This is a genomic window from Autumnicola musiva (assembly GCF_031846585.1).
Taxonomy (GTDB): domain Bacteria; phylum Bacteroidota; class Bacteroidia; order Flavobacteriales; family Flavobacteriaceae; genus Autumnicola; species Autumnicola musiva.
The window spans coordinates 224,232-247,006 of record NZ_JAVRHK010000001.1; the positions used below are offsets into that span (position 1 = coordinate 224,232).

The following is a 22,775-nucleotide window of genomic DNA, read 5'->3' on the forward strand; positions in this document are numbered from 1 at the left end:
TTAAAAAATCAGCATGTCTAAGATTTTCAGCTTTGGATTCTGGAATTCCGTAGCCCGGCTTATTCTTCGGAACAGGCTGGCCATTATAATTCTTATTGTTGGGATAACAGTTGCGCTGGCTACACAGTGGAAAAACATGCGTTTTTCATATACTGAAGCCAACCTGTTGCCGGACGATCATCCTATAAATCAGGCTTATAATGATTTTCTTGACAAGTTTGGAGAAGAAGGGAACCTTATTGTAATTGCGGTACAGGACTCCGCTCTCTTTACCCCTGAAAAATTCAAGGCCTGGACGGCTCTTAACGACAGCCTGGAAACTTTTCCGCAGGTAGATTACGTGCTATCCATTAACGGTTTACAGACCCTGGAGAAATTTAATGACCCCAACAGGTTTGAAATGGTTCCTTTTATTGAAGAAGGGAATCCCGATAAAAACCAATTACAGGAATACGAAAATGAGCTTTTTAACGGTCTTCCTTTTTATGAAAATTTAATTTACAGTTCACATTCCAATACCATACAGTCTGCACTTTACGTAAACAAAGACATAGTAAATTCAAAAGAGCGAAAAACATTTGTGCTGGACCAGCTGGAACCACTGCTAAACGAATTTAATGAAAGATATGATCTTGATGTTCGGGTTTCGGGAATGCCATACATACGAACGCTTAATTCCCAGAATATCATAGATGAGATCAGCCTTTTTCTATTAGCTGCCCTCTTAGTAACCTCACTCATCTTCTTTTTCTTTTTCCGCTCGGTCAGGGCTACTTTTATTTCTATGATTACCGTGTGCATTGGGGTAATGTGGGCTTTTGGAGTAATTGGTCTTTTGCATTATGAAATTACCATTCTCACGGCAATAATCCCGCCGCTCATTATTGTAATTGGAATCCCAAACTGTATTTTCCTGATTAACAAGTACCAGCAGGAAATCCAGAAACATGGGAACCAGGCGAAATCCCTGCAACGTGTAATCACCAAGGTTGGTAATGCCACTCTTATGACCAACCTTACCACCGCCTCCGGTTTTGCCACTTTTATCCTTACTGACAGCACACTGCTAAAGGAATTCGGTATTGTGGCTTCAATAAATATTCTTGCACTTTTCCTCCTTTGCCTTATGGTTATTCCGGTGATCTACAGCTATATGTCGCTGCCCAAAGAAAAACACCTGAAACATCTTAACAAAAGGTGGATAGGGGCCTTTGTGGGATGGATGGAAAAAATGGTGCGCCACCGCCGCATTAGTATTTATATAGCCTCTGTAACCTTGCTGGCGCTGAGTATTATTGGGATTTACAACATAAAGGTTTCGGGAAGTTTACTAGAGGATATGCCGCAGGATGCGGAATTTTTTCATGATATTGAATTTTTTGAAGAGAAATTTGACGGAATAATGCCTCTGGAAATCCTTATCGACACTAAAAGAAAGCAGGGCGTTATGAAACTTTCCACCCTGAAAAGGATGGAAAACCTGGAAAATATTATTGCTGATGTCCCTGAACTTTCCCAACCACTTTCAGTAGTTCGGCTGGTAAAATATTCAAAACAGGCTTTTTACAATAATGATCCCCAATATTATCAATTACCTTCTTCGCAGGAACAAAACTTTATTATGCCATATATAAAAGGCATGTCTTCTACAGATAACCTTCTTTCTTCCTATATAGATTCTACAGGACAATATGGCCGTATAACAACTTTTATGAAGGATATTGGCACCGAAGAAATGGAGCGAATTGAAGAAAACCTCTGGCCGCAGATTAATAAAATTTTTCCCGAAGATCGTTATGAAGTTTCCCTTACCGGAAAGGCCTTAATTTTTCAGAAAGGTACAAGTTACCTGGTAAAAAATCTGGTACTCTCTTTATCACTGGCAATTTTTCTTATTGCCATACTTATGGCCTGGATGTTCAGGTCTTTTCGAATGATCCTGATCTCGCTGGTGCCAAACCTTCTTCCTTTACTGGTAACAGCAGGAATGATGGGTTTTCTCGGCGTACCTATTAAACCGTCCACAATTCTGGTTTTCAGCATCGCCTTTGGTATATCAGTAGACGATACTATACACTTTTTGGCAAAATACCGCCAGGAATTAAAAAGCAATAACTGGAAAATAAAGCGATCGGTTTATGCCGCGCTAAAAGAAACCGGGGTGAGCATGTTTTATACTTCTATTGTGCTGTTCTTTGGATTTTCAGTATTTATGATAAGCAGTTTCGGCGGAACCGTTGCACTTGGCGGACTCGTTTCTGCCACATTACTATTCGCTATGCTTGCCAATCTCCTCTTATTACCTTCCCTGCTGCTTTCACTGGAAAAAAGCATCGCCAATAAAGAGGTACTTAAAGAGCCGGCCATAGATATTATTGAAAGCGATGAAGAAGCTGATAATAATGTGGAAAATAAGGAGAATAACAACAAATATTAAAATTGAAAATCAAAGCTTTGTGGGCTTCAAGGGAAAATTTATCTTTGTTTTCATCTAAATCCAACCAATAATGATACAATCAAAAATTGCTGAAATACTGGACAGCAATCAGTTTTTACAGGAGTTTCAGGTGAACGGATGGGTGCGTTCCTTCAGAAGCAATAGATTTATTGCACTTAATGACGGATCAACCATTAATAACCTGCAGTGCGTGCTGGATTTTGAAAAAACCGATGAAGAAATTCTGAAAAGAATAACTGTAGGTGCTGCAATAGGAATAAAAGGTACTTTAAAAGAAAGTGCCGGAAGCCAGCAGCGGGTAGAACTTGAAGTAAAGGAAATCAAAATACATGGGGACGCCAATCCCGAAGAAGTAAAACTCACCATACTTTCACCTAAACGCCACAGTCTTGAAAAGCTAAGAGAGCAGGCACATTTAAGAGTTCGAACCAATACCTTTGGGGCGGTAATGCGTGTGCGATCAAAACTTTCTTTTGCTGTGCACAGCTATTTTCAGCAAAACAATTTTCACTACGTAAACACCCCCATTATTACCGGAAGTGATGCTGAAGGGGCAGGAGAAATGTTTAAAGTCACCGGTCTGGATTTAAAGAATCCGCCAAAAAAGGAAGACGGCTCCATTGACTATAAAAGAGATTTCTTCGGAAAAGAGACCAACCTTACCGTTTCCGGACAGTTAGAAGGAGAAGCTTATGCGCTTGGTTTAGGCCAGATTTATACCTTTGGGCCTACTTTTAGGGCTGAAAATTCCAATACTTCCCGTCATCTGGCCGAATTCTGGATGATAGAACCTGAAGTTGCTTTTTGTGACCTGGACGGGAATATGGACCTTGCCGAAGATTTTATTAAATATGTACTGAAATATATTCTTGAAAACTGCAAAGATGACCTTCAGTTCCTTGACCAGCGTCTGGAAAACGAGGATAAGGCAAAGCCGAAGGCAGAACGCAGTGAAATGGGACTTTTGGAGAAACTTCATTTTGTACTGGACAATAACTTTAAAAGGGTAAGTTATACCGAAGCAATTGAAATACTGAAAGATTGCAAGCCCAATAAAAAGAAAAAATTTCAGTACCTCATTGAAGACTGGGGTGCCGATCTGCAGAGTGAGCACGAGCGTTATCTGGTAGAAAAACATTTTAAATCGCCCGTAATCCTTTTTGATTATCCTGCCAACATCAAAGCCTTTTATATGAGGCTTAATGAAGACGGAAAAACGGTAAGGGCAATGGATATCCTTTTTCCCGGAATTGGTGAAATTGTAGGAGGTTCCCAACGGGAAGAGCGCCTGGAAGTTCTTCAAGACAAAATGAAGGCACTGGATATTGATGAAAAAGAGCTTTGGTGGTACCTGGACACCAGGAAATTTGGCACCTGTGTACACAGCGGATTTGGACTTGGCTTTGAAAGGCTGGTACAATTCACCACCGGAATGGGCAATATCAGGGATGTAATTCCTTTCCCCCGGACACCGCAAAACGCCGAGTTTTAAGAACAATCTATGGTGAGTAATTTTTAAAAATATGCAAACCTCGCAGGTTTTTGAAATCTGTGAGGTTTTTATTTTTTGAAAAGACCTGTAAGATTAGTCTAAAGATGAAAATAATAGAAACCCATATAGTCCCTGCCATTGCTGAAAAAATACGCCTGCAGGAATATGCTGTTTCTATTTTTAAAGTCATTTCTACCCGCAGCGGTATAAAAAAAGCCATTAAGCGCGGAGAAATTCTCCTGAATGGTAAACCTGCCCTAACCTCGGACTGGATTGCTGAAGGACAGAAAATAGATTTACTTCAGCCAAAAGAAAATAATAAAAAGATATTTAAACTAAAACTTGAAATCCTTTTTGAAGATGAAGATCTGGCGATCATTAACAAACCTGCAGGAATCCCCACCAGTGGCAATTACTTCAAAACAGTTGAAAACGCTCTTCCCTTTAATCTTAAAATTCCCAAAAATGATTCGGCACTACCTGCTCCCCTTCCTGTACACAGGCTTGATAATCCCACCAGCGGCCTCTTGATTTGTGCCAAAACAAGACAGGCATTAAATATGATGCAACACAAATTCCAGGAGAGGGAGGTCCAAAAAATTTATTTAGCTATGGTGACCGGAAAAACTCCTGAAAAGGTAATTTTTACAGATGGCATTGAAGGAAAATGTGCAAAAACTGCAGTAGAAAGGCTGGAAATTTTTAGTTCTGAGGATAAGTTTTTTTCACTTTTAAAGGTGTATCCGCATACGGGACGTACACATCAAATCAGGATTCATTTATCTCAAAATAGATTCCCTATTGTTGGAGATAAGCAATACGGAGGGTCAAACTTTGCCAAATTTAAAGGATTGTTTTTGACTGCTATCGGCCTGGAGTTTAATCACCCAGTTAGGGATAAACAATTAAAATTTGAGCTTCCATATCCGAATAAATTCTTAAAATTAAAGAGTTTATTCCTGACTCCTTAACAAAATTTTACCACAAACATCTTCTATGCCAAATCAAGCGTAGCATTGTTTTCCTTATTTTTGTATAAAGGAAAAAGTTCTATGCTTAAGCAACAATTAAATTTTAAATTATCTCAAAAACTCTCTCCTCAGCAGATTCAGTTAATGAAACTGATCCAACTGCCTACACAAGCATTTGAACAAAGATTAAAGCAGGAAATTGAAGAAAACCCTGCTCTTGAGGATGGGAGGGAAGAAGTGCGCGACGAATATGAAGATGATTTTTCCAATGAAAATGAGCCGGAGGAAGACAACTATGATGAGGCACTTGAAGATTTTAATGTTGATGAATATTTGAGCGATGATGAAATTCCCAGTTACAGGTTAAATGCCAATAATTACAGTGCTGATGATGAAGAAAAAAGAGTCCCCTATGCTGCAGGAACTTCTTTTACACAGCATCTAAAATCCCAGCTTAACACCTTCCGCTTTGATGAAACTGAACAGGAAATAGCGGAATTCCTTGTAGGAAGTGTGGATGAAAGCGGATACATACGCAGGAGTATTCAGGATATTGTGGATGATCTAGCCTTCACACAAAATATCTATACCGATGAAGAAACCGTTGAAAAAGTACTACAGCTGGTTCAAAAACTGGATCCGGCAGGCGTAGGTGCAAGGTCTCTGCAGGAATGCCTTCTCATTCAGCTTAAAAGAAAGGAAAACACAGAAGCTGTTACACTGGCTTATGATTTAATGGAAAAATCCTTTGATCATTTTAGTAAAAAGCATTATTCAAAATTATTAACGCGGCACGATATTTCTGAAGAGCAGCTACGGGATGCCATAGAGGTTATAGAACATCTAAATCCTAAACCGGGTGGAGCCTTTTCGGGAAACACAAGAGTTGTAGAGCATGTGATTCCCGATTTTACGATAAAAATAGTAGACGGGGATCTTGAACTCAGCCTGAACGGACGTAACGCTCCTGAAATGCATGTTTCCCGCGATTACAGCAATATGCTGAAAGGTTACAAAGAGTCGAAGAAAAAAACCAGGGAGCAAAAAGATGCGGTGATGTTTATCAAGCAGAAATTAGATGCTGCCAAATGGTTTATAGAAGCCATTAAACAACGGCAGCAAACTCTTATGGTTACCATGAGCTCAATAATGAATTACCAGAAAGAATATTTTCTAACAGGTGATGAGCGTAACCTGCGGCCAATGATTTTAAAAGATATTGCCGACGAAATAGAAATGGATGTTTCTACAGTATCCCGTGTGGCTAATAGTAAATATGTAGATACGCCGTATGGCACTAAACTTATTAAGGAGTTCTTTTCAGAATCTATGAAAAACGATCAGGGGGAAGATGTTTCTACACGTGAGATTAAAAAAATCCTGGAAATTTCTATTGAGGAGGAAGACAAAAAAAAGCCACTTACTGATGAAAAGCTGGCAAAAGTATTAAAGGAAAAAGGATATCCTATTGCCCGCAGGACCGTGGCAAAATACAGGGAACAGCTTGATATATCTGTGGCCCGACTTCGCAAACAGATTTGATGAAACTCCTTCTAAAGAGCGCCTCCTATATTTTTCACCCCTTATGGATGCCATTTGCAGGAAGCCTCCTGTATTTCGTGCTTAGCCCTAGGTTTTTCCCTTTAGAACTAATCAAAGCAAAATTACTGGCCATTGCAATAATTACCCTTTTTATTCCTGTGGTCTTTTACTTCCTGTTGAAAAATCTGGGAAAAGCAAATTCTCCTTTCCTGCCGGATGTACGGGAACGTAGATGGCCACTACTATTCCACGTTTTGCTTACAATAATGGTGTTATATCAAATTTTAAATATCTATAACTATCCGGCTCTATATTTCTATTTTGTTGGGATTCTCTTTTCAAGCCTTACATGCCTAATTTTAGCCTTTTTCCGTGTAAAAGTTAGCTTACATCTTGTTGGCCTATCCGGATTCACTATGTTTATCATAGCCCTGGGGGTTCATTTTCATCTAAATTTAATCTACAGCATTGCTTTTCTGATAACTGCACTTGGACTTACGGCCTCCTCCCGCCTATATTACAGAGCCCACTCCTTTCTGGAGTTGATACTTGGTTTAATTATAGGTTTTCTGCCACAGCTTATCGTTCTAAACTACTGGTTATAAAATATAAAACATCAATCCCATCTTTAATGTAGAAATGCCAAGCTGTTCCTCCTGAATAGTAGCATCACCAAAAAATGGATTAAGACTGTAATAAAAATGAAAGTTAAAAGTATTATATCCAAATGTAAATGTAGCACCCAGCCGAAACCTTTCCAGTTCCGGAACTTCCGTCTGGTTAACCTTATTGGCTTCCTGCACAAAATTAGAGCGAAAATGGTAAATATAACCCAGCCGAAACCCTGTGTAAATTCTCCAAAACCTGTAGGAGGTTGCTGTTGAAGTTCTCCACCTAACTTCCAAAGGAGCTTCTACGGCTTGCGTGGTGAACCTGTTGGTATCGTAAGATACATCATCATCCAACGCACGGAATATACTCTCTCCGTTCTCGTCTTCCCCTATAAAAAGATTATGCCCGTAGCTATTAATAGCCCAACCCAAACCGGTACCCAATGAAATATTCCTTTGCTCATTCAATGGAAAATCCCTAACAAATCCAACTTGAAAACCACCGGAAAAACCTGATTGAGAAATTTCATCAGGCTTGTTGGTAAGAAGGTTAAATGTAAATCCTATATAAAACTGATCTTCCCGGTAAACACTATCAACAACTGTGGGAATACTATCACCAAGCCGAAAAATATGATCTGTTTCCTGACAAAAACCATAACTGCATAGCAGAAAAAGAAGCAGGAAAGAAAGCTCATTTTTTATATTCATCAAAAGAAGAGAAAAATTATTTGCAGGATTAAATATAAAAAAACATCCTGTCTAAAACTTAGACAGGATGCTATTATTATTTGAATTTTTAAAACTACTGTTACATATTCTGGGTTGGATCGCCAGGAACGGTTGTGTAATTAATCTTAAGTGCTTCAGCCTTTCTTAGTTCCTGTTTAATATCAGAAACCAGCCCCATATTTGTTTCTTCATCAACTTTTAAAGCTGTTGTTAAATATGGAACAAGCTCTTCACGCTTGGATTCCCTCTCCTGAAATATAAATTGCTGTACTTCTTCAACCCGCGCAAATTTATCATTTAGCTGAATCCGGGCTTCACTACCATATTGCTCCTGATACCTTTCGCTTGGTTTACCTGCATAAATATACATAACCAAATCTTTTTTATCCAGTTTTTCAACCTGATCAGCAAAAGGTAATTTATTTTGTACCATTAAGGTATTCTGACGCATTACCGTAGCTACCATAAAGAAGAAAAGCAGCATGAAAACAATATCAGGCAAAGATGCCGTATTAACAGCAGGCAACTCTCCGGATTTCTTCTTTTTAAATTTAGACATAAGTGCTCAATTTAAATTAATAATATAAAAGTTATTGAACTTTTTAACTCTCTTTAGGCTCTGCTTCAGATAATTTCTGTGGGATCATATCTTTTATTGCTTCAATCTTCTCCTCCAGCGCATCTTTATCGCCAGTATAATTAGGATCGTTATAAGCTGCCTCCATTTCATTAAAGGTAACATTATAAAGACGTGAAGCTTCCCGGTTTCTCAAGAAATTGTAAGCAGCAACAAGCTCATTCTGAACTGCAATGTAAGTACCATATTCCGTACCCCGGTTATTCTGCAGTGCTATAACAGCTTTTTGAGGATTTACCGACAGTTCAGGATCGGCAGGCCCCTGGCAAAAACTACATGCTTCATCACCTGTACCTCCTCCATTATCAAGAAATTTAATTGCAGCTTCACGAAGCTCACTAACCTCTAAATTTTCATCTTCAACCAACAACTCGTTATTACTATTAATAATAACCTCAAACACATTACGCATTTTTAGTGTAGGTGGTTCCACTTCTTCGTCCTGCCATGGCGGTAGCTTCCTGCTGATACCCTTATCTGTCTCAATGGTTGTAGTAACCAGGAAGAAGATTAAGAGCAGGAAAGCAATATCTGCCATAGAACCCGCATTAACTTCTGGTGATGATCTTCTAGCCATAATTTATTTTATTAATTTTCTCACTCCTGATATTATCATTGCCAGGATGGCTACAGCAGCAAGTATATAAAAAGTAACTAAACCTGCTCCCACCCAATGCGATCCACTGGCGGAAAGGGAAGTACCATCTTTCATGATCACTTCAGATCCATCAGTTAAAACATAAGCTAATATTACTATTACCGCAAAGGCTCCAACAGCAATAAGAGTATTTTTAATATTTCCTCTAAATAACCCCGCTATTACAAATATTACTACCAACACCACAATAACCGCCAGTACTATGTAGGCAACCCACATAAATGGTACCAGAAGGCTTGTTTGCAGATCGGCCGAGGCATCGATGGCATCATCACCCGCCGCAATGATCCTTCCCAGTAGGATAAGACCAATTACGCCAATGACAATAGCCAGATATTTTAAAATTTTATGTATGGTCATAATTAATTTATTCTGGTCTTAAACTCTTTTTCTGTTCTTATAATCTACTAACATATCAATCAAAAGGATTGACGCATCCTCCATATCGTTAACGATACTATCGATTTTTGCGATGATGTAGTTATAGAAAATCTGAAGTATAATTGCAACAATCAGACCAAATACAGTTGTTAAGAGTGCTACTTTAATACCTCCGGCAACTAAAGATGGCTGCATATCTCCGGCAGCTTCAATCCTGTCAAAAGCCTGAATCATACCTATTACCGTACCCATAAACCCAAGCATAGGAGCAAGTGCAATAAATAAAGAAACCCATGAAACATTTTTCTCAAGTTGTCCCATTTGAACACCACCGTAAGCAACAACCGCTTTTTCAGCAGCTTCAATACTCTCATCTGCACGATCAAGACCCTGATAATAAATAGATGCCACAGGACCCCTGGTATTTCTACAAACTTCTTTAGCAGCTTCAACGCCACCACTTCTAAGAGCTTCTTCTACGTTTTGCGCTAATTTTTTAGTGTTTGTGGTTGAAAGGTTCAAAAAGATAATCCTTTCTATGGCAATAGCCAAACCAAGAATTAAACATAAAAGAACAATCCCCATAAATCCAGGACCACCTTCAATGAAACGTCTTTTTAATTCCTGATGAAAGCCAACAGACTCCTCTTCACCTGCTTCATCAGCCGCAGCTGCAGTATCCTCGTCTTGTTGCACAAAGTTTACGATTGTGCCCGGCAATGTATTCACACTGTTTGCCGCATTTAGATTAACGGCCCCAAGCACCATAATCGCGGCGATTACCAAAATAGAAAATAATCTTTTCATTACTGTTTGTCTTAATTTAATTAGTTAAAGGGTTAAATATAAAAATAATTTTTCAATAAAACACTTAGCAGAGAGGAAGGGATTCGAACCCTCGATACGCTTTTGGCGTATACACACTTTCCAGGCGTGCGCCTTCGACCACTCGGCCACCTCTCTATTCAAAATGTTTAAATACGGTGCGGCAAATAACAAAAAAAATCATACATCTTCAAGCATGATGCGTTAATTTTATGACATTTCACCACGCAACGATGTTTCAAATATAGTTTTAAAAACTTTGGGAGATAAATCTTTTTGCAATAAATACATAAGTTTTCCAATTGCTGCCTCGGTTGTAATGTCCTTTCCGGAAACCACTCCTATCTCTTTAAGCCCTGTACTGGTTTCATAATTACCCATAGCCACACTTCCTCCAACACATTGGGTAACATTAACTATTTTTAATCCTGAAGAGATTTTATCTTTTAGAATATCCAGGAACCATTTGAAATTAGGAGCATTCCCGCTACCATAAGTTTCCAGGATAACACCTTTAAGATCTTTCTTTGAAAGCATATAATTGACAGTATCTTCAGTAATTCCAGGAAAAATTTTAAGAACAAGAATATCCCTGCATAAATCTCTGTGTAACTTCATCTCCTGCCTTTTATCAGATTTCCATAAGACCTGATTATTTACGGAAAGGTACACTCCGGATTCTGCAAGAGGCATGTAATTAGGTGAACCAAAAGCCTGAAAATGCTCTGCATTTAATTTAGTTGTACGGTTGGCCCGGTAAAGTTTATATTCAAAATATAAACCTATTTCAGATAATACAGGTTTTCCCTTTTTCTGAAGCCCCGCAATTTGGATGCTTGTGATTAAATTTTCTTTGGCATCGGTCCGCAAATCCCCAATTGGTAATTGGGAGCCTGTAAAGATGATAGGTTTATGGAGATTTTCAAACATAAAGCTAAGAGCAGAGGCCGTATAAGACATTGTATCACTACCGTGAAGCACCACAAACCCATCGAATTCCTCATAATTTTCCGCAATGGTTTCTGCAATTTGCAACCAGCAGCCGGGATCCATATTTGAAGAATCTATGGGATGTTCAAAACTAACTGTATCAATTTCATGCTCCAGAATCTTTAATTCAGGAATTTTCTGCAACAGCTCGTCAAAATTAAAAGCTTTTAACGCTCCTGTTTCATAATCTTTTATCATCCCAATAGTTCCCCCGGTGTAAACCAGCAGGATCTTAGCTCTTTTTCTCATACATGCTTTCTTTGTTTATTACAGGGCTTGCATACATGAGTAAATAACTGTTGAGCTCCAGCGCATTTTTATAACCTACTCTTCTGGTAAGCCTCCTTTCAAACTGCCGTTTCTCCTTATCTGTATATTTTGAAGCATATTTTTCATTATTATTCACCAAATCACAAGCGATATAATTAGCTGGCCATAACTTGTAATTTTCATATATTTTCTGATCAATTTTTTCAGCAACAGCCTTTAACTGATCATTTACAGATCCTACATTCTGCTCAATTTCAGTGAAAACATCTTCATTAAGGACTCCGCAGGCACTTATGTGAATTCGCCCTTTTTGTCCCATTGCTCCCTGCATGATGGAATTAAAATCTTCATTTGCAGATTTTACATAAGTCTCCTTCATACGTTTCGCCATAAGTTCAGGCATCTTCAGAATATCGGTTGGATCAAATTCATAAGAAATGGCTACAGGCACCATTTTTAAATTTGAAAAATATTCGGCCAGGCTCATTTTTCCTTTGGCCATAGCCAGCATTTTTAATACTCCCTGCTGAGTATGATCGCTACCATCCTTGGTGCGCCCTTCCCGTTGCGCCATCCACACCGAACGCTTATCTTTAAAAAGCAATTTCCTGATATATTCTGAAAGCTTCATAGAACTTTTCAGCATTTCCCTTGGCCCCAGCCCGCGCAATACCAAAAAATTACGGTTGAGCCGTGAAAGTGCCAGAAGAAAATTCTTTTGAACAAGATTATCCCCTATAGCTGAAGCCGTCATGATAAGATTATGGTCGTACAAGGTATAATTTAGTAATGAAGTATCGAGAATAATATCCCGGTGATTTGAAATATAAAAATAAGATTCGTCCTCCTTCAAGTCATTAAATCCACTGTACGTGAGACCTCCGGTAGTTCTCTCCAGCACCTTATCTACAGAATGATAAATCACTTTTGTCTGAAAATCCCTAATAGAACGGCAGGAAACCACCAGCTCCTCAATCTCCGAATATTCCTTCTCCGGAAAAGTAAACTGGAATAATGCCTTTACCATTGGATGCCTTACATATTCCCGTAACGCCTCCTCTACCTCTTCATCTTTATAAAATCTTATATCTTCAAAATCGTTATTCACTAATTTTCTCTTATCTAAGCTTCAACAGCTTTACATTAAACTTAATGTCTTTTCAGGGCAATATAAACAAACTCTCTAATTGCCTCTACAGGCAAATAAGAAAATATGAAAATATTAGCTTTTATATTCCAAAAACAGATTTGGAATTGGCAGTGGTAATTTCAGCTACTTCTTCAACCTTTAAACCATAAATTTCAGCAAGCTTTTCGGCTATTTTCAGAAGATAAACAGGATCATTTCTCTTTCCGCGGAAGGGAGTTGGTGCAAGATAAGGCGCATCAGTTTCAAGCACGACATCTTCAATAGAAACCTGACCAAGAAATTTATCAATTTTGCCATTCTTAAAGGTTACCACCCCACCTATTCCAAGTTTCATATTATAAGAAAGTGCCTTTCGGGCCTGCTCTATGGTCCCGGTAAAGCAGTGAAAAACTCCGTAGAGATCTTCTCCTTTTTCACTTTCCAACACCTCAAAAACCTCATCAAAAGCTTCCCGGCAATGAATTACAATAGGCAATTTATACTTTTTCGCCAACTGAATTTGCCTTTTAAAAGCTTCCCTTTGGATCTCCAAAGTACTTTTATCCCAATACAAATCTATACCAATCTCACCTACGGCATAAAATTTCCTCTTTTTGAACTGCTCTTCCACATTTGTCAGTTCCTCGCTGTAATTTTCCTTCACATGGGTTGGATGCAGGCCCATCATTAAAAATATGTGTTCAGGATAAGCAGATTCAAGTTCATACATTCCCTGTACATATTCAGAATCTATGGCCGGGATAAAAAAACGCTTAATACCTGCATCAAGGGCTTTAGAAATTGCTTCTTTTCTGTCTTCATCAAAAGCTTCGCTGTATAAATGCGTATGTGTATCTGTTAAAATCATAAACACAAAAATAATTTATTTTGAAGACCTATCTTTGTGAAAAAAGAAAGAATGTCGTCTCTAAAAAAATTACTTGAAGAAAAAGGATATCAGCGTGTAAAATTTAAATATACCAAAACCAACCATATTGAAATAGTTGCCAAAATTAATAACATAGAGGGTAATTTTATTCTGGACACCGGCGCATCAAGTACCTGTGTGGGCATGGAAGCTGTAAAACATTTTGAGCTGATTGCCGAAGATAGTGATGTAAAAGCAGCAGGAGCCGGTGCAACCAATATGCTCACGCAAATAGCCCAGAAAAACCTGATCCAGATTAAAGGCTGGAAAAAGAAAAAGGTGGACCTGGTACTTTTCGATTTAAGGCATGTTAATGAAGCATTGATTAATCATGATGCTGAAAAGGTACACGGAATTATTGGTGCCGACTTGCTTAAAAAAGGAAAAGCAGTGATAGATTACGGTAAAAAAGCCCTTTATTTAAGATAGGAAATTCCAACCGCAGTAAATATTCTTGAAGAAGTTCATTTTAGAAGTAATAATTTTAGAAGTAATAATTTTAGAAGTAATAATTTTAGAAGTAATAATTTTAGAAGTAATAAAAGAAAAGGCCGCAATTTGCGGCCTTTTCTTTTATTACTTCCTGCTTTATTCTATAATTCCAAAGCTCTTTTCACATCATTATCCATCAACAATTCTTCAGGATTTTCCAGCGCCTCTTTAACGGCAACAAGGAAACTAACCGATTCCTTTCCGTCTATAATACGATGGTCATAAGATAATGCCACGTACATGATAGGACGAATTTCAACATGGCCATCTATAGCCACAGGTCGCTCGACGATATTGTGCATTCCCAGTATGGCACTTTGCGGTGGATTTATAATTGGAGTAGACAACATTGAACCAAAAACTCCACCATTGGTTATTGTAAAAGTTCCACCGGTCATATCATCTACCGTGATCTTCCCGTCTCTGGCTTTTAGAGCCAGCTGCTTTACCTCGTCTTCAACTCCTCTGAAACTTAAATTTTCAGCATTTCTTATTACAGGAACCATTAGCCCTTTAGGCCCGGAAACTGCGATACTAATATCTTTATAGTCATAACTTACCTTATAATCTCCATCTATCATAGAGTTTACGTCAGGGAATAATTCCAGAGCTCTGGTTACCGCAAGAGTAAAGAAAGACATAAAACCAAGGCTCACACCATGCTTATCTTTAAACTCCTCTTTATATTTTTTACGAAGTGCAAAAATTGGCGACATGTCTACCTCGTTAAAGGTGGTAAGCATGGCGGTCTCTGTTTTTGCACTTACCAACCTTTCAGCCACCTTACGGCGTAGCATGGACATTTTTTTACGAGACTCCCCTCGTTTTCCGGTTCCCGGAGTTCCCATAGAAGCTTTGGCCTGTAAGGCATCTTCTTTGGTAACCCTGCCATCTCTTCCTGATCCACTTACAGATTTGGAATCGATTCCTTTCTCATCAAGAATTTTTTTGGCCGCAGGAGAAGGACTTCCACTGGCATAAGTATCCCGTTTCTGGGACGGGGTTGAAGATTTGGAAGGTTCTTCGGCTTTAGGTTCTGCTTTGTCACTTTCGGCTTTGGAAGGAGTTTTGTCCTCCTCCTCTGCCACTTCCTCCTCTGCAGATTCTTCTTTTTTATCTCCACCTCCAGGTTTTGGTGCGTCTGTATCAATTAAACACACTACTTCCCCAACAGCTACCGCATCTCCTTCTTCAGCTTTTAATGTTACTATTCCACTGGCTTCTGCCGGCAGCTCAAGCGTAGCTTTATCGCTGTCTACTTCGGCTATTGCCTGATCTTTTTCAACATAATCTCCATCTTCAACCAGCCACTGTGCTATTTCCACTTCAGTGATGGATTCCCCTGGAGAAGGAACTTTCATTTCTAAGGCCATGATCTTAATTTTTATTTTTGGTCTTCTGCCTAAACAGAAAAGTTATTCTTCTTAATATTTAAATTGATTCTTCTAAAGATTTATCAAATACACCTGCAATCACACGCTGGTGACGCTTTTTGAAACGAACCGAACTTCCCGCAGCCGGGGAGCCATAGAATTTTCTACTACAAACCCTCATATTCTTTGCTTCATCAAAATGCAGTAATAAATGGCCATAAGCCCCCATGTTTCTAGGTTCTTCCTGAGCCCAAACCAAATCATCAGCATTTTTATATTTCTTGATCACTTCTTTCATCTTCTCAACCGGCAATGGAAATAATTGCTCAATACGAACAAGTGCAACATCATCCCGTGCGTTTTCTTCTCTATATTCCAGAAGGTCATAATAGAATTTTCCTGTACAGAACACAAGACTTTTTACCTTTTTAGGACTCGCATTATCTTCATCAATAATTGGCTGAAAAGTGCCATTGGCGAATTCTTCTTTAGTCGAAATCACCTTTGAATGCCTTAACAGGCTTTTTGGTGTAAATACAATTAAAGGTTTTCTGAAGCCAACCTTCATCTGTCTTCTTAAAAGATGAAACATATTTGCAGGCGTGGTAATATCGGCCACATACATATTATCTTTAGCACAAAGTTGAAGAAACCGCTCCATCCTACCTGAGGAATGCTCTGCCCCCTGACCTTCATAGCCGTGAGGAAGAAACATTACCAGGCCATTTTGCAATTTCCATTTGTCTTCGGCCGCAGAAATATACTGATCTATTAAAATTTGTGCGCCATTAACAAAATCACCGAACTGAGCTTCCCAAATTGTAAGTGTCTTTGGGCTTGCCATGGCATAACCATAATCAAATCCCACCACTCCATATTCCGAAAGAGGAGAATTGTAAATAAAAAATTCACCGTTTCTATCTTGTACGTTATTATGAAGGATAATCTCTTCTTCACTGTCTTCAACCTTTAAAACTGCATGACGATGAGAAAAAGTTCCGCGCTCGCTATCCTGGCCGCTTATTCTTACATGATAGCCTTCCGTCATTAGAGAGCCGTAAGCCAAATGTTCAGCCATAGACCAGTCCAGCTTATTATCCTCGAAATACATTTTATGGCGAAGCTTTACCAGCTTATCTATTTTACGAAGGAATTTTTTGTCTTCCGGCAGCTTTGAGATTGCTTCGGCAACTTTATCCAGTTTCTCCAAACTATAGGTAGTATCTACCTCCTCCATCATTTTATCTTCCTGGGCATTGTCAAAACCTTTCCATTCATCCTGCATGAAAGGAGTGATTCTTGTTTTTTCCTCTTTCCGGGAATTTTCAAGGCTTTCTTCAAGGCTGGCTTTATAATCGTCTTCCAGCTTCTTCAGGAAACTATCATCAATAACTCCGTCCTTTTTAAGCTTTTCAGCATAAATATCACGTGCATTTTTATGTTTGGCTATAGCTTTATATAATTTGGGCTGCGTAAATCTTGGTTCATCTCCTTCATTATGCCCGTATTTCCTGTAACCAAGTAAATCTATAAAAACATCCCGATGAAATTTCATTCTGAATTCCAGTGCAAATAAAATGGAATGCACCACGGCTTCAGCATCATCTGCATTCACATGGAGTACCGGCGAGAGAGTGACTTTAGCCACATCTGTACAATAAGTTGAAGATCTTGCATCCAGATAATTTGTGGTAAAACCAATTTGGTTATTTACTACAATATGAATGGTACCGCCATTCTCATAACCTTCTAGCTGGGCCATCTGCACAATTTCATATACAACGCCCTGCGCGGCTATTGCTGCATCTCCATGTACTAAAATAGGCAAAACCTTAGAGCTGTCACCATTATAATGACGATCTTTTTTCGCCCTGGCAATACCCTCAACCACCGAACCAACAGTTTCAAGATGAGAAGGATTTGGAGCAATATTAATGTTAATATCCTGTCCGTTGTCTGTAGTACGGCAGGAAGTCCAGCCTAAATGGTATTTAACATCACCATCAAAAATATCCTGTTCATAATCTTTCCCGTCAAATTCACTAAATATATCTTTGGCACTTTTACCAAATATATTGGTTAATGTATTAAGGCGCCCCCTGTGTGCCATCCCCATTACAAAATCCTTGATACCAAATTCCGCGGCCCTTTCGATAAGTGCATCCAAAGCAGGAATTAAACTTTCACCGCCTTCCAGAGAAAAACGTTTTTGACCTACATACTTAGTATGTAAAAATCCTTCAAAAGAAACTGCTTCATTAAGTTTTCTTAGAATTTGCTTTTTTTGACCTACCTCAAATTTCGGGTGGTTTTCATTAATATTCAGTTTTTTCTGAATCCATTCAATTTCCTCAGGCTTCCGTATAAACATGTATTCCACCCCAATAGACTCGCAGTAAACATTTTCAAGGTGATTAATAATCTCCTGAAGCGTTTTAGGACCAATACCTAAAACTTCACCTGCATTAAAAGTGGTGCTTAGATCTTCCTTTGAAAGACCAAAGTTTTCTATATCTAAATTAGGAGTGTATTGTCGCCTTTCCCTTACAGGATTTGTTTTAGTAAACAAATGCCCTCTGGTACGATATCCATCAATCAACCTAATAACCTGAAACTCTTTTATTACATTTTCAGGAACTTCACCTTCCTGAAAAGTCGCGGGTGCATCGTCAAGAACTTCCTGGGCAATACCATCCTGCTGTAATCCAAAATCAAAACCCTGAAAAAAAGCCCTCCAACTGGGCTCTACACTATCGGGATATTGCAAGTACTGATCATAAAGTTCTGCAAAATAAGCTGTATGTGCGGCATTTAAAAATGAGAATCTATCCATAATGTGAAACTAATGTTTCTTTTAAGTGTAAAACATAGCAAAAGTACAATTTTTACAAAAAATACCCTGCCGCATATAATATATTTATCCTATGCATTATAAGAAATTTAACATGAAAGCAGGAGAAAAAATTATCAGGATTATGTTTTAATGAATTTTCAAAAGAAGATTTCTGCTAATTAAATTACACCTGCCGCTCCATTAAACTCTGACCAAATTTCTTAAGCGGTTCTTTTTTACTTGGGGAAATATTTATTTTCTCCAGAATTTCAAAAGCCTTATGTGTATACTTTTCTATTTCACGCCGGGTAAGCCCGGCCGCTCCACTGGATTCAAAAATATTCTTTACAGCTTCTACTTTTTCTGAATGTTCACCGGGATTGATGGAATATAGATGGGCAAGCTGGTTTGCCTCTCCTTTTACTGAAGTTTCCAGCGCTTTTAGATAAAGAAAGGTTTTCTTATTTTCAATAATATCACCTCCCGGTTGTTTTCCAAAAGTTTCAGGATCACCAAAAGCGTCCAGATAATCATCCTGCAATTGAAATGCTATTCCCAGTAGCCGCCCATATTGATATACCGCTTCTTTGCATTCTTTATTTTCCCCGGCAACTATAGCTCCCATTTGCAGCGATGCCCCCACAAGCACAGCTGTTTTATATTCAATCATTCTTAGATAATCTTCAATACTTACATCATCCCGCGTCTCAAAATCTATATCATACTGCTGACCTTCACAAACCTGAATGGCGGTTTTTGTGAATAACTGGGCGAGCTCCTTGAAAATTTCCCCTTCATAGTTTTCAAAAAGCTGGTAGGCATTTATTAACATAGCATCACCAGAGAGTATTCCAGTATTAATATCCCATTTCTCATGCACGGTTTCTTTCCCTCTTCTTATAGGAGCATCGTCCATTATATCATCATGAACAAGAGAAAAATTATGAAACATCTCTATAGCAAGTGCTGCATCCAGTGCTTTTCGGTAATCGGAATTAAAAATTTCAGCAGCCATAAGCACCAAAACCGGCCGCAGGCGTTTTCCGCCCTGCGATAAAATATAGACCATTGGTTCATATAAATTCTCTGGCTCCCTGACCTTAATTTTCGCCTCTAAATATTCTGAAAATGCTTCCCTGTATTGAGAAATAGATAACATAAAAATTAATTTTCCCGCTAAAATACCATAATTGAGAATATTTAGGATTCAGGAAGAATGTTAAATAATAAAACTAAGGAAACTTTTTTTGTATTTAAAGTTTCCTAGTAGTACTTTTGTGCCAAATTTTAGAACATTGAGAGAAAAGATACTAAATACAGCAAGTGAAATGTTCTTAGCCTATGGATTCAAAAGTGTGACCATGGACGATATTGCCGATAAACTCGGAATATCAAAAAAGACCATTTATGCAAATTTTTCTACCAAAGTCAAGCTGGTAGAAGCTACTGTTCACCACCTATTCAGCGTGGTGCAGGAAGGCATTAAAAAAATCCAGTCAGAGGAAAAAAATCCAATAAAAGAACTCTATGCAGTGCGCAGGTACGGGATGAATTATGTTAATGATCAAAAAGCCTCACCCCATTATCAGCTAAACAAATATTATCCCAGAGTGGCTAAAAGCGTTGAGGGAAAATATTTTAATGTGATACTGCACTGTGTTATTGCTAATCTTGAAAGGGGTATTACCACCGGCCATTACCGCTCTGGAATTCCAATTTCCTTTATTGCGAGAATTCACTTTGCCGGTATAAAGGGTGTTAAAGATCCCGATCTTTTTCCACCGGAAGAATACAGCAACCAGAAATTAATGGATTATTTCCTGGATTATCATTTACGCGCAATATGCACCTCAAAAGGATTAGAAACTTTAGAAGAATTCAAAAACAACCATGAGCATTTTTAATAAAATTAAATTCGCCTTCATTGCAGGTCTTTTCCCCCTTTGCTCTTTTGCTCAGGAGAATGTGGCCGATAGTTTAAGCCTTAGTCTCGATGAGGCTGTGGCAATGGCACTCGAAAACAATTATTCGGTACTCAATGCCCAGAAGGATATTGAGATTGCCCTGAAGCAGAAATGGGAAATTATTTCACAGGGACTGCCACAAATTGGCGGAAATGTAGATTATCAAAACTATATAAAACAACCGGTAACACTGCTCCCCGGTGAGATAGCAGGTGCAGAACCAGGCACTTTTGTTCCCGTGACTTTTGGAACTCAGCAAAGTCTTAATGGCACTGCCACCTGGAACCAGCTGATTTTTGACGGTTCTTATATCGTGGGAATTCAGTCTGCCAAAACCCTTCTTCAGATTTCTGAAAACGCCAAAACCAAAACAAATCATGAAGTAAAGGAAGCAGTGATTAATGCATACGGAAATGTTCTTCTTGCCCAGGAAAGTGTGGATATTCTTGAAAATAATGTCACCACGGTTCAGAAAAATTATGATGAAACGAGTCAGATTTATCAAAATGGAATGGCAGAACAGGAAGATGTGGAGCAACTTGAAATTACACTGCTGGGATTGAAAAACAATTTAAACCGTAGCATTCGCATGAGAAATATTGCTCATGAAATGCTGAATCTTACCCTGGGCATTCCTGTAGAGGTTGATGTAGAATTAACTCAGGACCTGGACGAACTTACACGGGAATATGTAAACCTTCAATTAATTGAAAAAGAAATTCCCGTTGAAAAAAATATTGATTACCGTATTGCACAAAACACAGCAGAATCTGCTCATATAGAAGTAAGGCTCGAGAAGGCTAAAGCTTTACCCAGTTTAACGGGTTTTATGAACTACGGGCTTCAGGGCTTTAGTGATGACTTTACTTTCTTCAACAATGACCAGGAATATTTTGATCAATCTGTAATGGGCATTAGCCTTAATATTCCCATTTTCAGCAGTGGCATGCGAAGTTCAAGAACCCAGCAAAAGCAGATCGCCTACGAACAGGCACTTATAGATTTGGAAAGAACCCGAAACGAGGTTAAAAACCAGATCAATTCAGCTAAATCGGAATATCTTTTCAGTATAGAAAATTATCAAAACCAGAAAAGAAACCTGCAATTAGCTCAACGTATAGAAGAAAAAAATCAGGTTAAATTTTTTGAAGGGCTTGCAAGCAGTTTCGAATTAAGTGAAGCCCAAAGGCAGTTATATACCGCACAGCAGGAACTTTTACAGTCCATGCTTGATGTAATTACTGCAAAAGTAGAATTGGAAAATTTGTTAGACACCACAACCTACAACAATGAAGACTAAAAATAAGATTATTGCACCAATGAAAAAAACAGCTGTTTTATTTAGCGCGGTAGCCATGCTTTTTGCCTGCGGAAAAAGTGATACCCAATCTATAGACAATGTTATAAAATCTGATAATCTGGAAGAAATTCGCCAGACGAAAGCTCAACTGAGTAAGCAACAAAGCGAATTAACCGCTAAAATAGACCAGCTGGACGAAGCTATTAATCGATTGGATAAAAGTAAACGACTCAACCTGGTAACTGTAGAACCCATAAACGATACTGTTTTTAAACATTACGCCCAGGTACAGGGAGATGTGGCAACAGATCAAAACATTGTAATTTATCCGGAGTTTTCAGGGATTTTAAATGATGTGCGCGTAAAAGAGGGAGAACGGGTGACCAAAGGAGAGGTGCTGGCCACAATAGATGACGGGGGGCTTTCCAGTGAGCTGGCTCAACTAGAGGCGCAGTCTACACTGGCAAAGACCACTTTTGAGCGTCAAAAGAGGCTGTGGAACCAGAATATAGGTTCCGAAATGCAGTTTTTGGAAGCACAAACAAATTATGAGTCTATGCAGAATTCTGTTAACCGGCTAAAATCCCAATTAGCCAAAACAGTAATTAAGGCACCTTTCAGCGGGATTATTGATGAGGTTATGACTGAACAGGGGGAAGTGGTAAACACAGGCCAAACACAGCTCTTCAGGTTGGTAAATCTTAACAATATGTATGTGGAAGCAGATATTCCTGAATCCTATTTAGGGCAAATCCAACAGGGAACAGATGTAAAAGTACAAATTGCTTCGCGGGAATTTGACGGCAAGGTTAGCCAGGTAAGCAATACCATTAATCCCAGCAACAGGACATTTCAGGTAAAAGTTTCAGTTCCCAATGAAGAAGGACTTATAAAACCTAACCAGATTGCCACTTTGCAACTTAATGATTATACCGCTGAAGATGCGATAATTGTTCCTGAAAATACCGTTCAGAAAAATGCTATGGGTGAAAGCCTGGTTTATGTTCTGGAAAACAAAAATGAGCAAAACAATACCGGAACCGCCAAAAAAGTAATTGTGAAAACAGGTTATGTTTCCAACGATTCTATTGAAATAACAAGCGGATTGCAGGCCGGGCAGACACTTATAGTGGAAGGCTCCAAAAATCTGCGTGACGGGCAGGAGGTAACATTCAGAAATTAAAAGATA

The 22,775-nt window shown here is 38.6% G+C and carries 20 protein-coding genes and 1 tRNA gene; 9 read left to right on the top strand and 12 right to left on the bottom strand.

The window, feature by feature from the left end:
- Positions 1-13: 13 nt before the first annotated feature.
- From RM539_RS00960 to RM539_RS00980, 5 genes are all read left to right on the top strand, one after another.
- Complete coding sequence (locus RM539_RS00960) at positions 14-2,437, top strand: efflux RND transporter permease subunit (protein ID WP_311501595.1); 2,424 nt, start codon at positions 14-16, stop codon at positions 2,435-2,437.
- 70 nt (positions 2,438-2,507) lie between these two features.
- Positions 2,508-3,950: an asparagine--tRNA ligase gene (gene asnS, locus RM539_RS00965; RefSeq protein WP_311501596.1), complete on the top strand. Its 1,443-nt coding sequence runs from the start codon at positions 2,508-2,510 to the stop codon at positions 3,948-3,950.
- Between the two features lie 104 nt (positions 3,951-4,054).
- Complete coding sequence (locus RM539_RS00970) at positions 4,055-4,921, top strand: RluA family pseudouridine synthase (protein WP_311501597.1); 867 nt, start codon at positions 4,055-4,057, stop codon at positions 4,919-4,921.
- Positions 4,922-5,002: 81 nt separating this feature from the next.
- Positions 5,003-6,463 carry an RNA polymerase factor sigma-54 gene (gene rpoN / locus RM539_RS00975; RefSeq protein ID WP_311501598.1) on the top strand — a complete coding sequence of 487 codons (1,461 nt, stop codon included), beginning with the start codon at positions 5,003-5,005 and terminating at the stop codon, positions 6,461-6,463.
- Positions 6,463-7,068 carry a hypothetical protein gene (locus RM539_RS00980; protein WP_311501599.1) on the top strand — a complete coding sequence of 202 codons (606 nt, stop codon included), beginning with the start codon at positions 6,463-6,465 and terminating at the stop codon, positions 7,066-7,068. The genes rpoN and RM539_RS00980 overlap by 1 nt, the downstream gene beginning before the upstream one ends.
- Here the strand turns inward: RM539_RS00980 and RM539_RS00985 are convergent.
- The 9 genes from RM539_RS00985 to RM539_RS01025 all read right to left on the bottom strand — a co-directional run bounded on the left by RM539_RS00985 (position 7,063) and on the right by RM539_RS01025 (position 13,564).
- Positions 7,063-7,785: a porin family protein gene (locus RM539_RS00985; RefSeq protein ID WP_311501882.1), complete on the bottom strand. Its 723-nt coding sequence runs from the start codon at positions 7,783-7,785 to the stop codon at positions 7,063-7,065. The two genes, RM539_RS00980 and RM539_RS00985, sit on opposite strands and share 6 nt — an antisense overlap.
- Positions 7,786-7,885: 100 nt before the next feature.
- A complete protein-coding gene (locus RM539_RS00990; protein WP_311501600.1) occupies positions 7,886-8,365 on the bottom strand; it encodes an ExbD/TolR family protein in 480 nt (159 codons plus the stop codon).
- Positions 8,366-8,408: 43 nt separating this feature from the next.
- A complete protein-coding gene (locus RM539_RS00995; RefSeq protein ID WP_311501601.1) occupies positions 8,409-9,020 on the bottom strand; it encodes an ExbD/TolR family protein in 612 nt (203 codons plus the stop codon).
- A 3-nt stretch (positions 9,021-9,023) separates the two neighbouring features.
- Positions 9,024-9,461, bottom strand: coding sequence for a hypothetical protein (locus RM539_RS01000; protein ID WP_311501602.1), 438 nt, complete (start codon positions 9,459-9,461; stop codon positions 9,024-9,026).
- A gap of 18 nt (positions 9,462-9,479) precedes the next feature.
- Complete coding sequence (locus RM539_RS01005; protein WP_311501603.1) at positions 9,480-10,289, bottom strand: MotA/TolQ/ExbB proton channel family protein; 810 nt, start codon at positions 10,287-10,289, stop codon at positions 9,480-9,482.
- Between the two features lie 68 nt (positions 10,290-10,357).
- Positions 10,358-10,445: transfer RNA gene (locus RM539_RS01010), tRNA-Ser, on the bottom strand.
- A 72-nt stretch (positions 10,446-10,517) separates the two neighbouring features.
- Complete coding sequence (locus tag RM539_RS01015) at positions 10,518-11,546, bottom strand: asparaginase (RefSeq protein ID WP_311501604.1); 1,029 nt, start codon at positions 11,544-11,546, stop codon at positions 10,518-10,520.
- A complete protein-coding gene (locus tag RM539_RS01020; RefSeq protein ID WP_311501605.1) occupies positions 11,530-12,675 on the bottom strand; it encodes a 1-acyl-sn-glycerol-3-phosphate acyltransferase in 1,146 nt (381 codons plus the stop codon). The genes RM539_RS01015 and RM539_RS01020 overlap by 17 nt, the downstream gene beginning before the upstream one ends.
- Before the next feature lie 121 nt (positions 12,676-12,796).
- On the bottom strand, positions 12,797-13,564 hold the full coding sequence (locus tag RM539_RS01025; RefSeq protein ID WP_311501606.1) for a TatD family hydrolase: 768 nt from the start codon (positions 13,562-13,564) through the stop codon (positions 12,797-12,799).
- 51 nt (positions 13,565-13,615) lie between these two features.
- Between RM539_RS01025 and RM539_RS01030 the strand changes: the two genes are divergently transcribed.
- Positions 13,616-14,053 carry an aspartyl protease family protein gene (locus RM539_RS01030; RefSeq protein WP_311501607.1) on the top strand — a complete coding sequence of 146 codons (438 nt, stop codon included), beginning with the start codon at positions 13,616-13,618 and terminating at the stop codon, positions 14,051-14,053.
- Between the two features lie 164 nt (positions 14,054-14,217).
- Here RM539_RS01030 and odhB read toward each other — a convergent pair whose 3' ends face one another.
- The 3 genes from odhB to RM539_RS01045 form a co-directional block, all read right to left on the bottom strand.
- The gene (odhB, locus tag RM539_RS01035) at positions 14,218-15,489 is read right to left on the bottom strand and encodes a 2-oxoglutarate dehydrogenase complex dihydrolipoyllysine-residue succinyltransferase (protein ID WP_311501608.1); all 1,272 of its coding nucleotides are present in this window, start codon (positions 15,487-15,489) and stop codon (positions 14,218-14,220) included.
- A gap of 58 nt (positions 15,490-15,547) precedes the next feature.
- Positions 15,548-18,322: a 2-oxoglutarate dehydrogenase E1 component gene (locus RM539_RS01040; RefSeq protein WP_311501609.1), complete on the bottom strand. Its 2,775-nt coding sequence runs from the start codon at positions 18,320-18,322 to the stop codon at positions 15,548-15,550.
- A 184-nt stretch (positions 18,323-18,506) separates the two neighbouring features.
- Complete coding sequence (locus RM539_RS01045) at positions 18,507-19,481, bottom strand: polyprenyl synthetase family protein (protein WP_311501610.1); 975 nt, start codon at positions 19,479-19,481, stop codon at positions 18,507-18,509.
- 136 nt (positions 19,482-19,617) lie between these two features.
- Here RM539_RS01045 and RM539_RS01050 point away from each other — a divergent pair, with 136 nt between their 5' ends.
- From RM539_RS01050 to RM539_RS01060, 3 genes are read left to right on the top strand one after another with little or no spacing between them, the layout of a single operon-like run.
- A complete protein-coding gene (locus tag RM539_RS01050; protein ID WP_311501611.1) occupies positions 19,618-20,226 on the top strand; it encodes a TetR/AcrR family transcriptional regulator in 609 nt (202 codons plus the stop codon).
- Positions 20,213-21,586 carry a TolC family protein gene (locus tag RM539_RS01055; protein ID WP_311501612.1) on the top strand — a complete coding sequence of 458 codons (1,374 nt, stop codon included), beginning with the start codon at positions 20,213-20,215 and terminating at the stop codon, positions 21,584-21,586. Before RM539_RS01050 ends, RM539_RS01055 begins: the two co-directional genes overlap by 14 nt.
- Complete coding sequence (locus RM539_RS01060; RefSeq protein ID WP_311501613.1) at positions 21,576-22,769, top strand: efflux RND transporter periplasmic adaptor subunit; 1,194 nt, start codon at positions 21,576-21,578, stop codon at positions 22,767-22,769. Before RM539_RS01055 ends, RM539_RS01060 begins: the two co-directional genes overlap by 11 nt.
- The last annotated feature ends 6 nt before the right edge of the window (positions 22,770-22,775 follow it).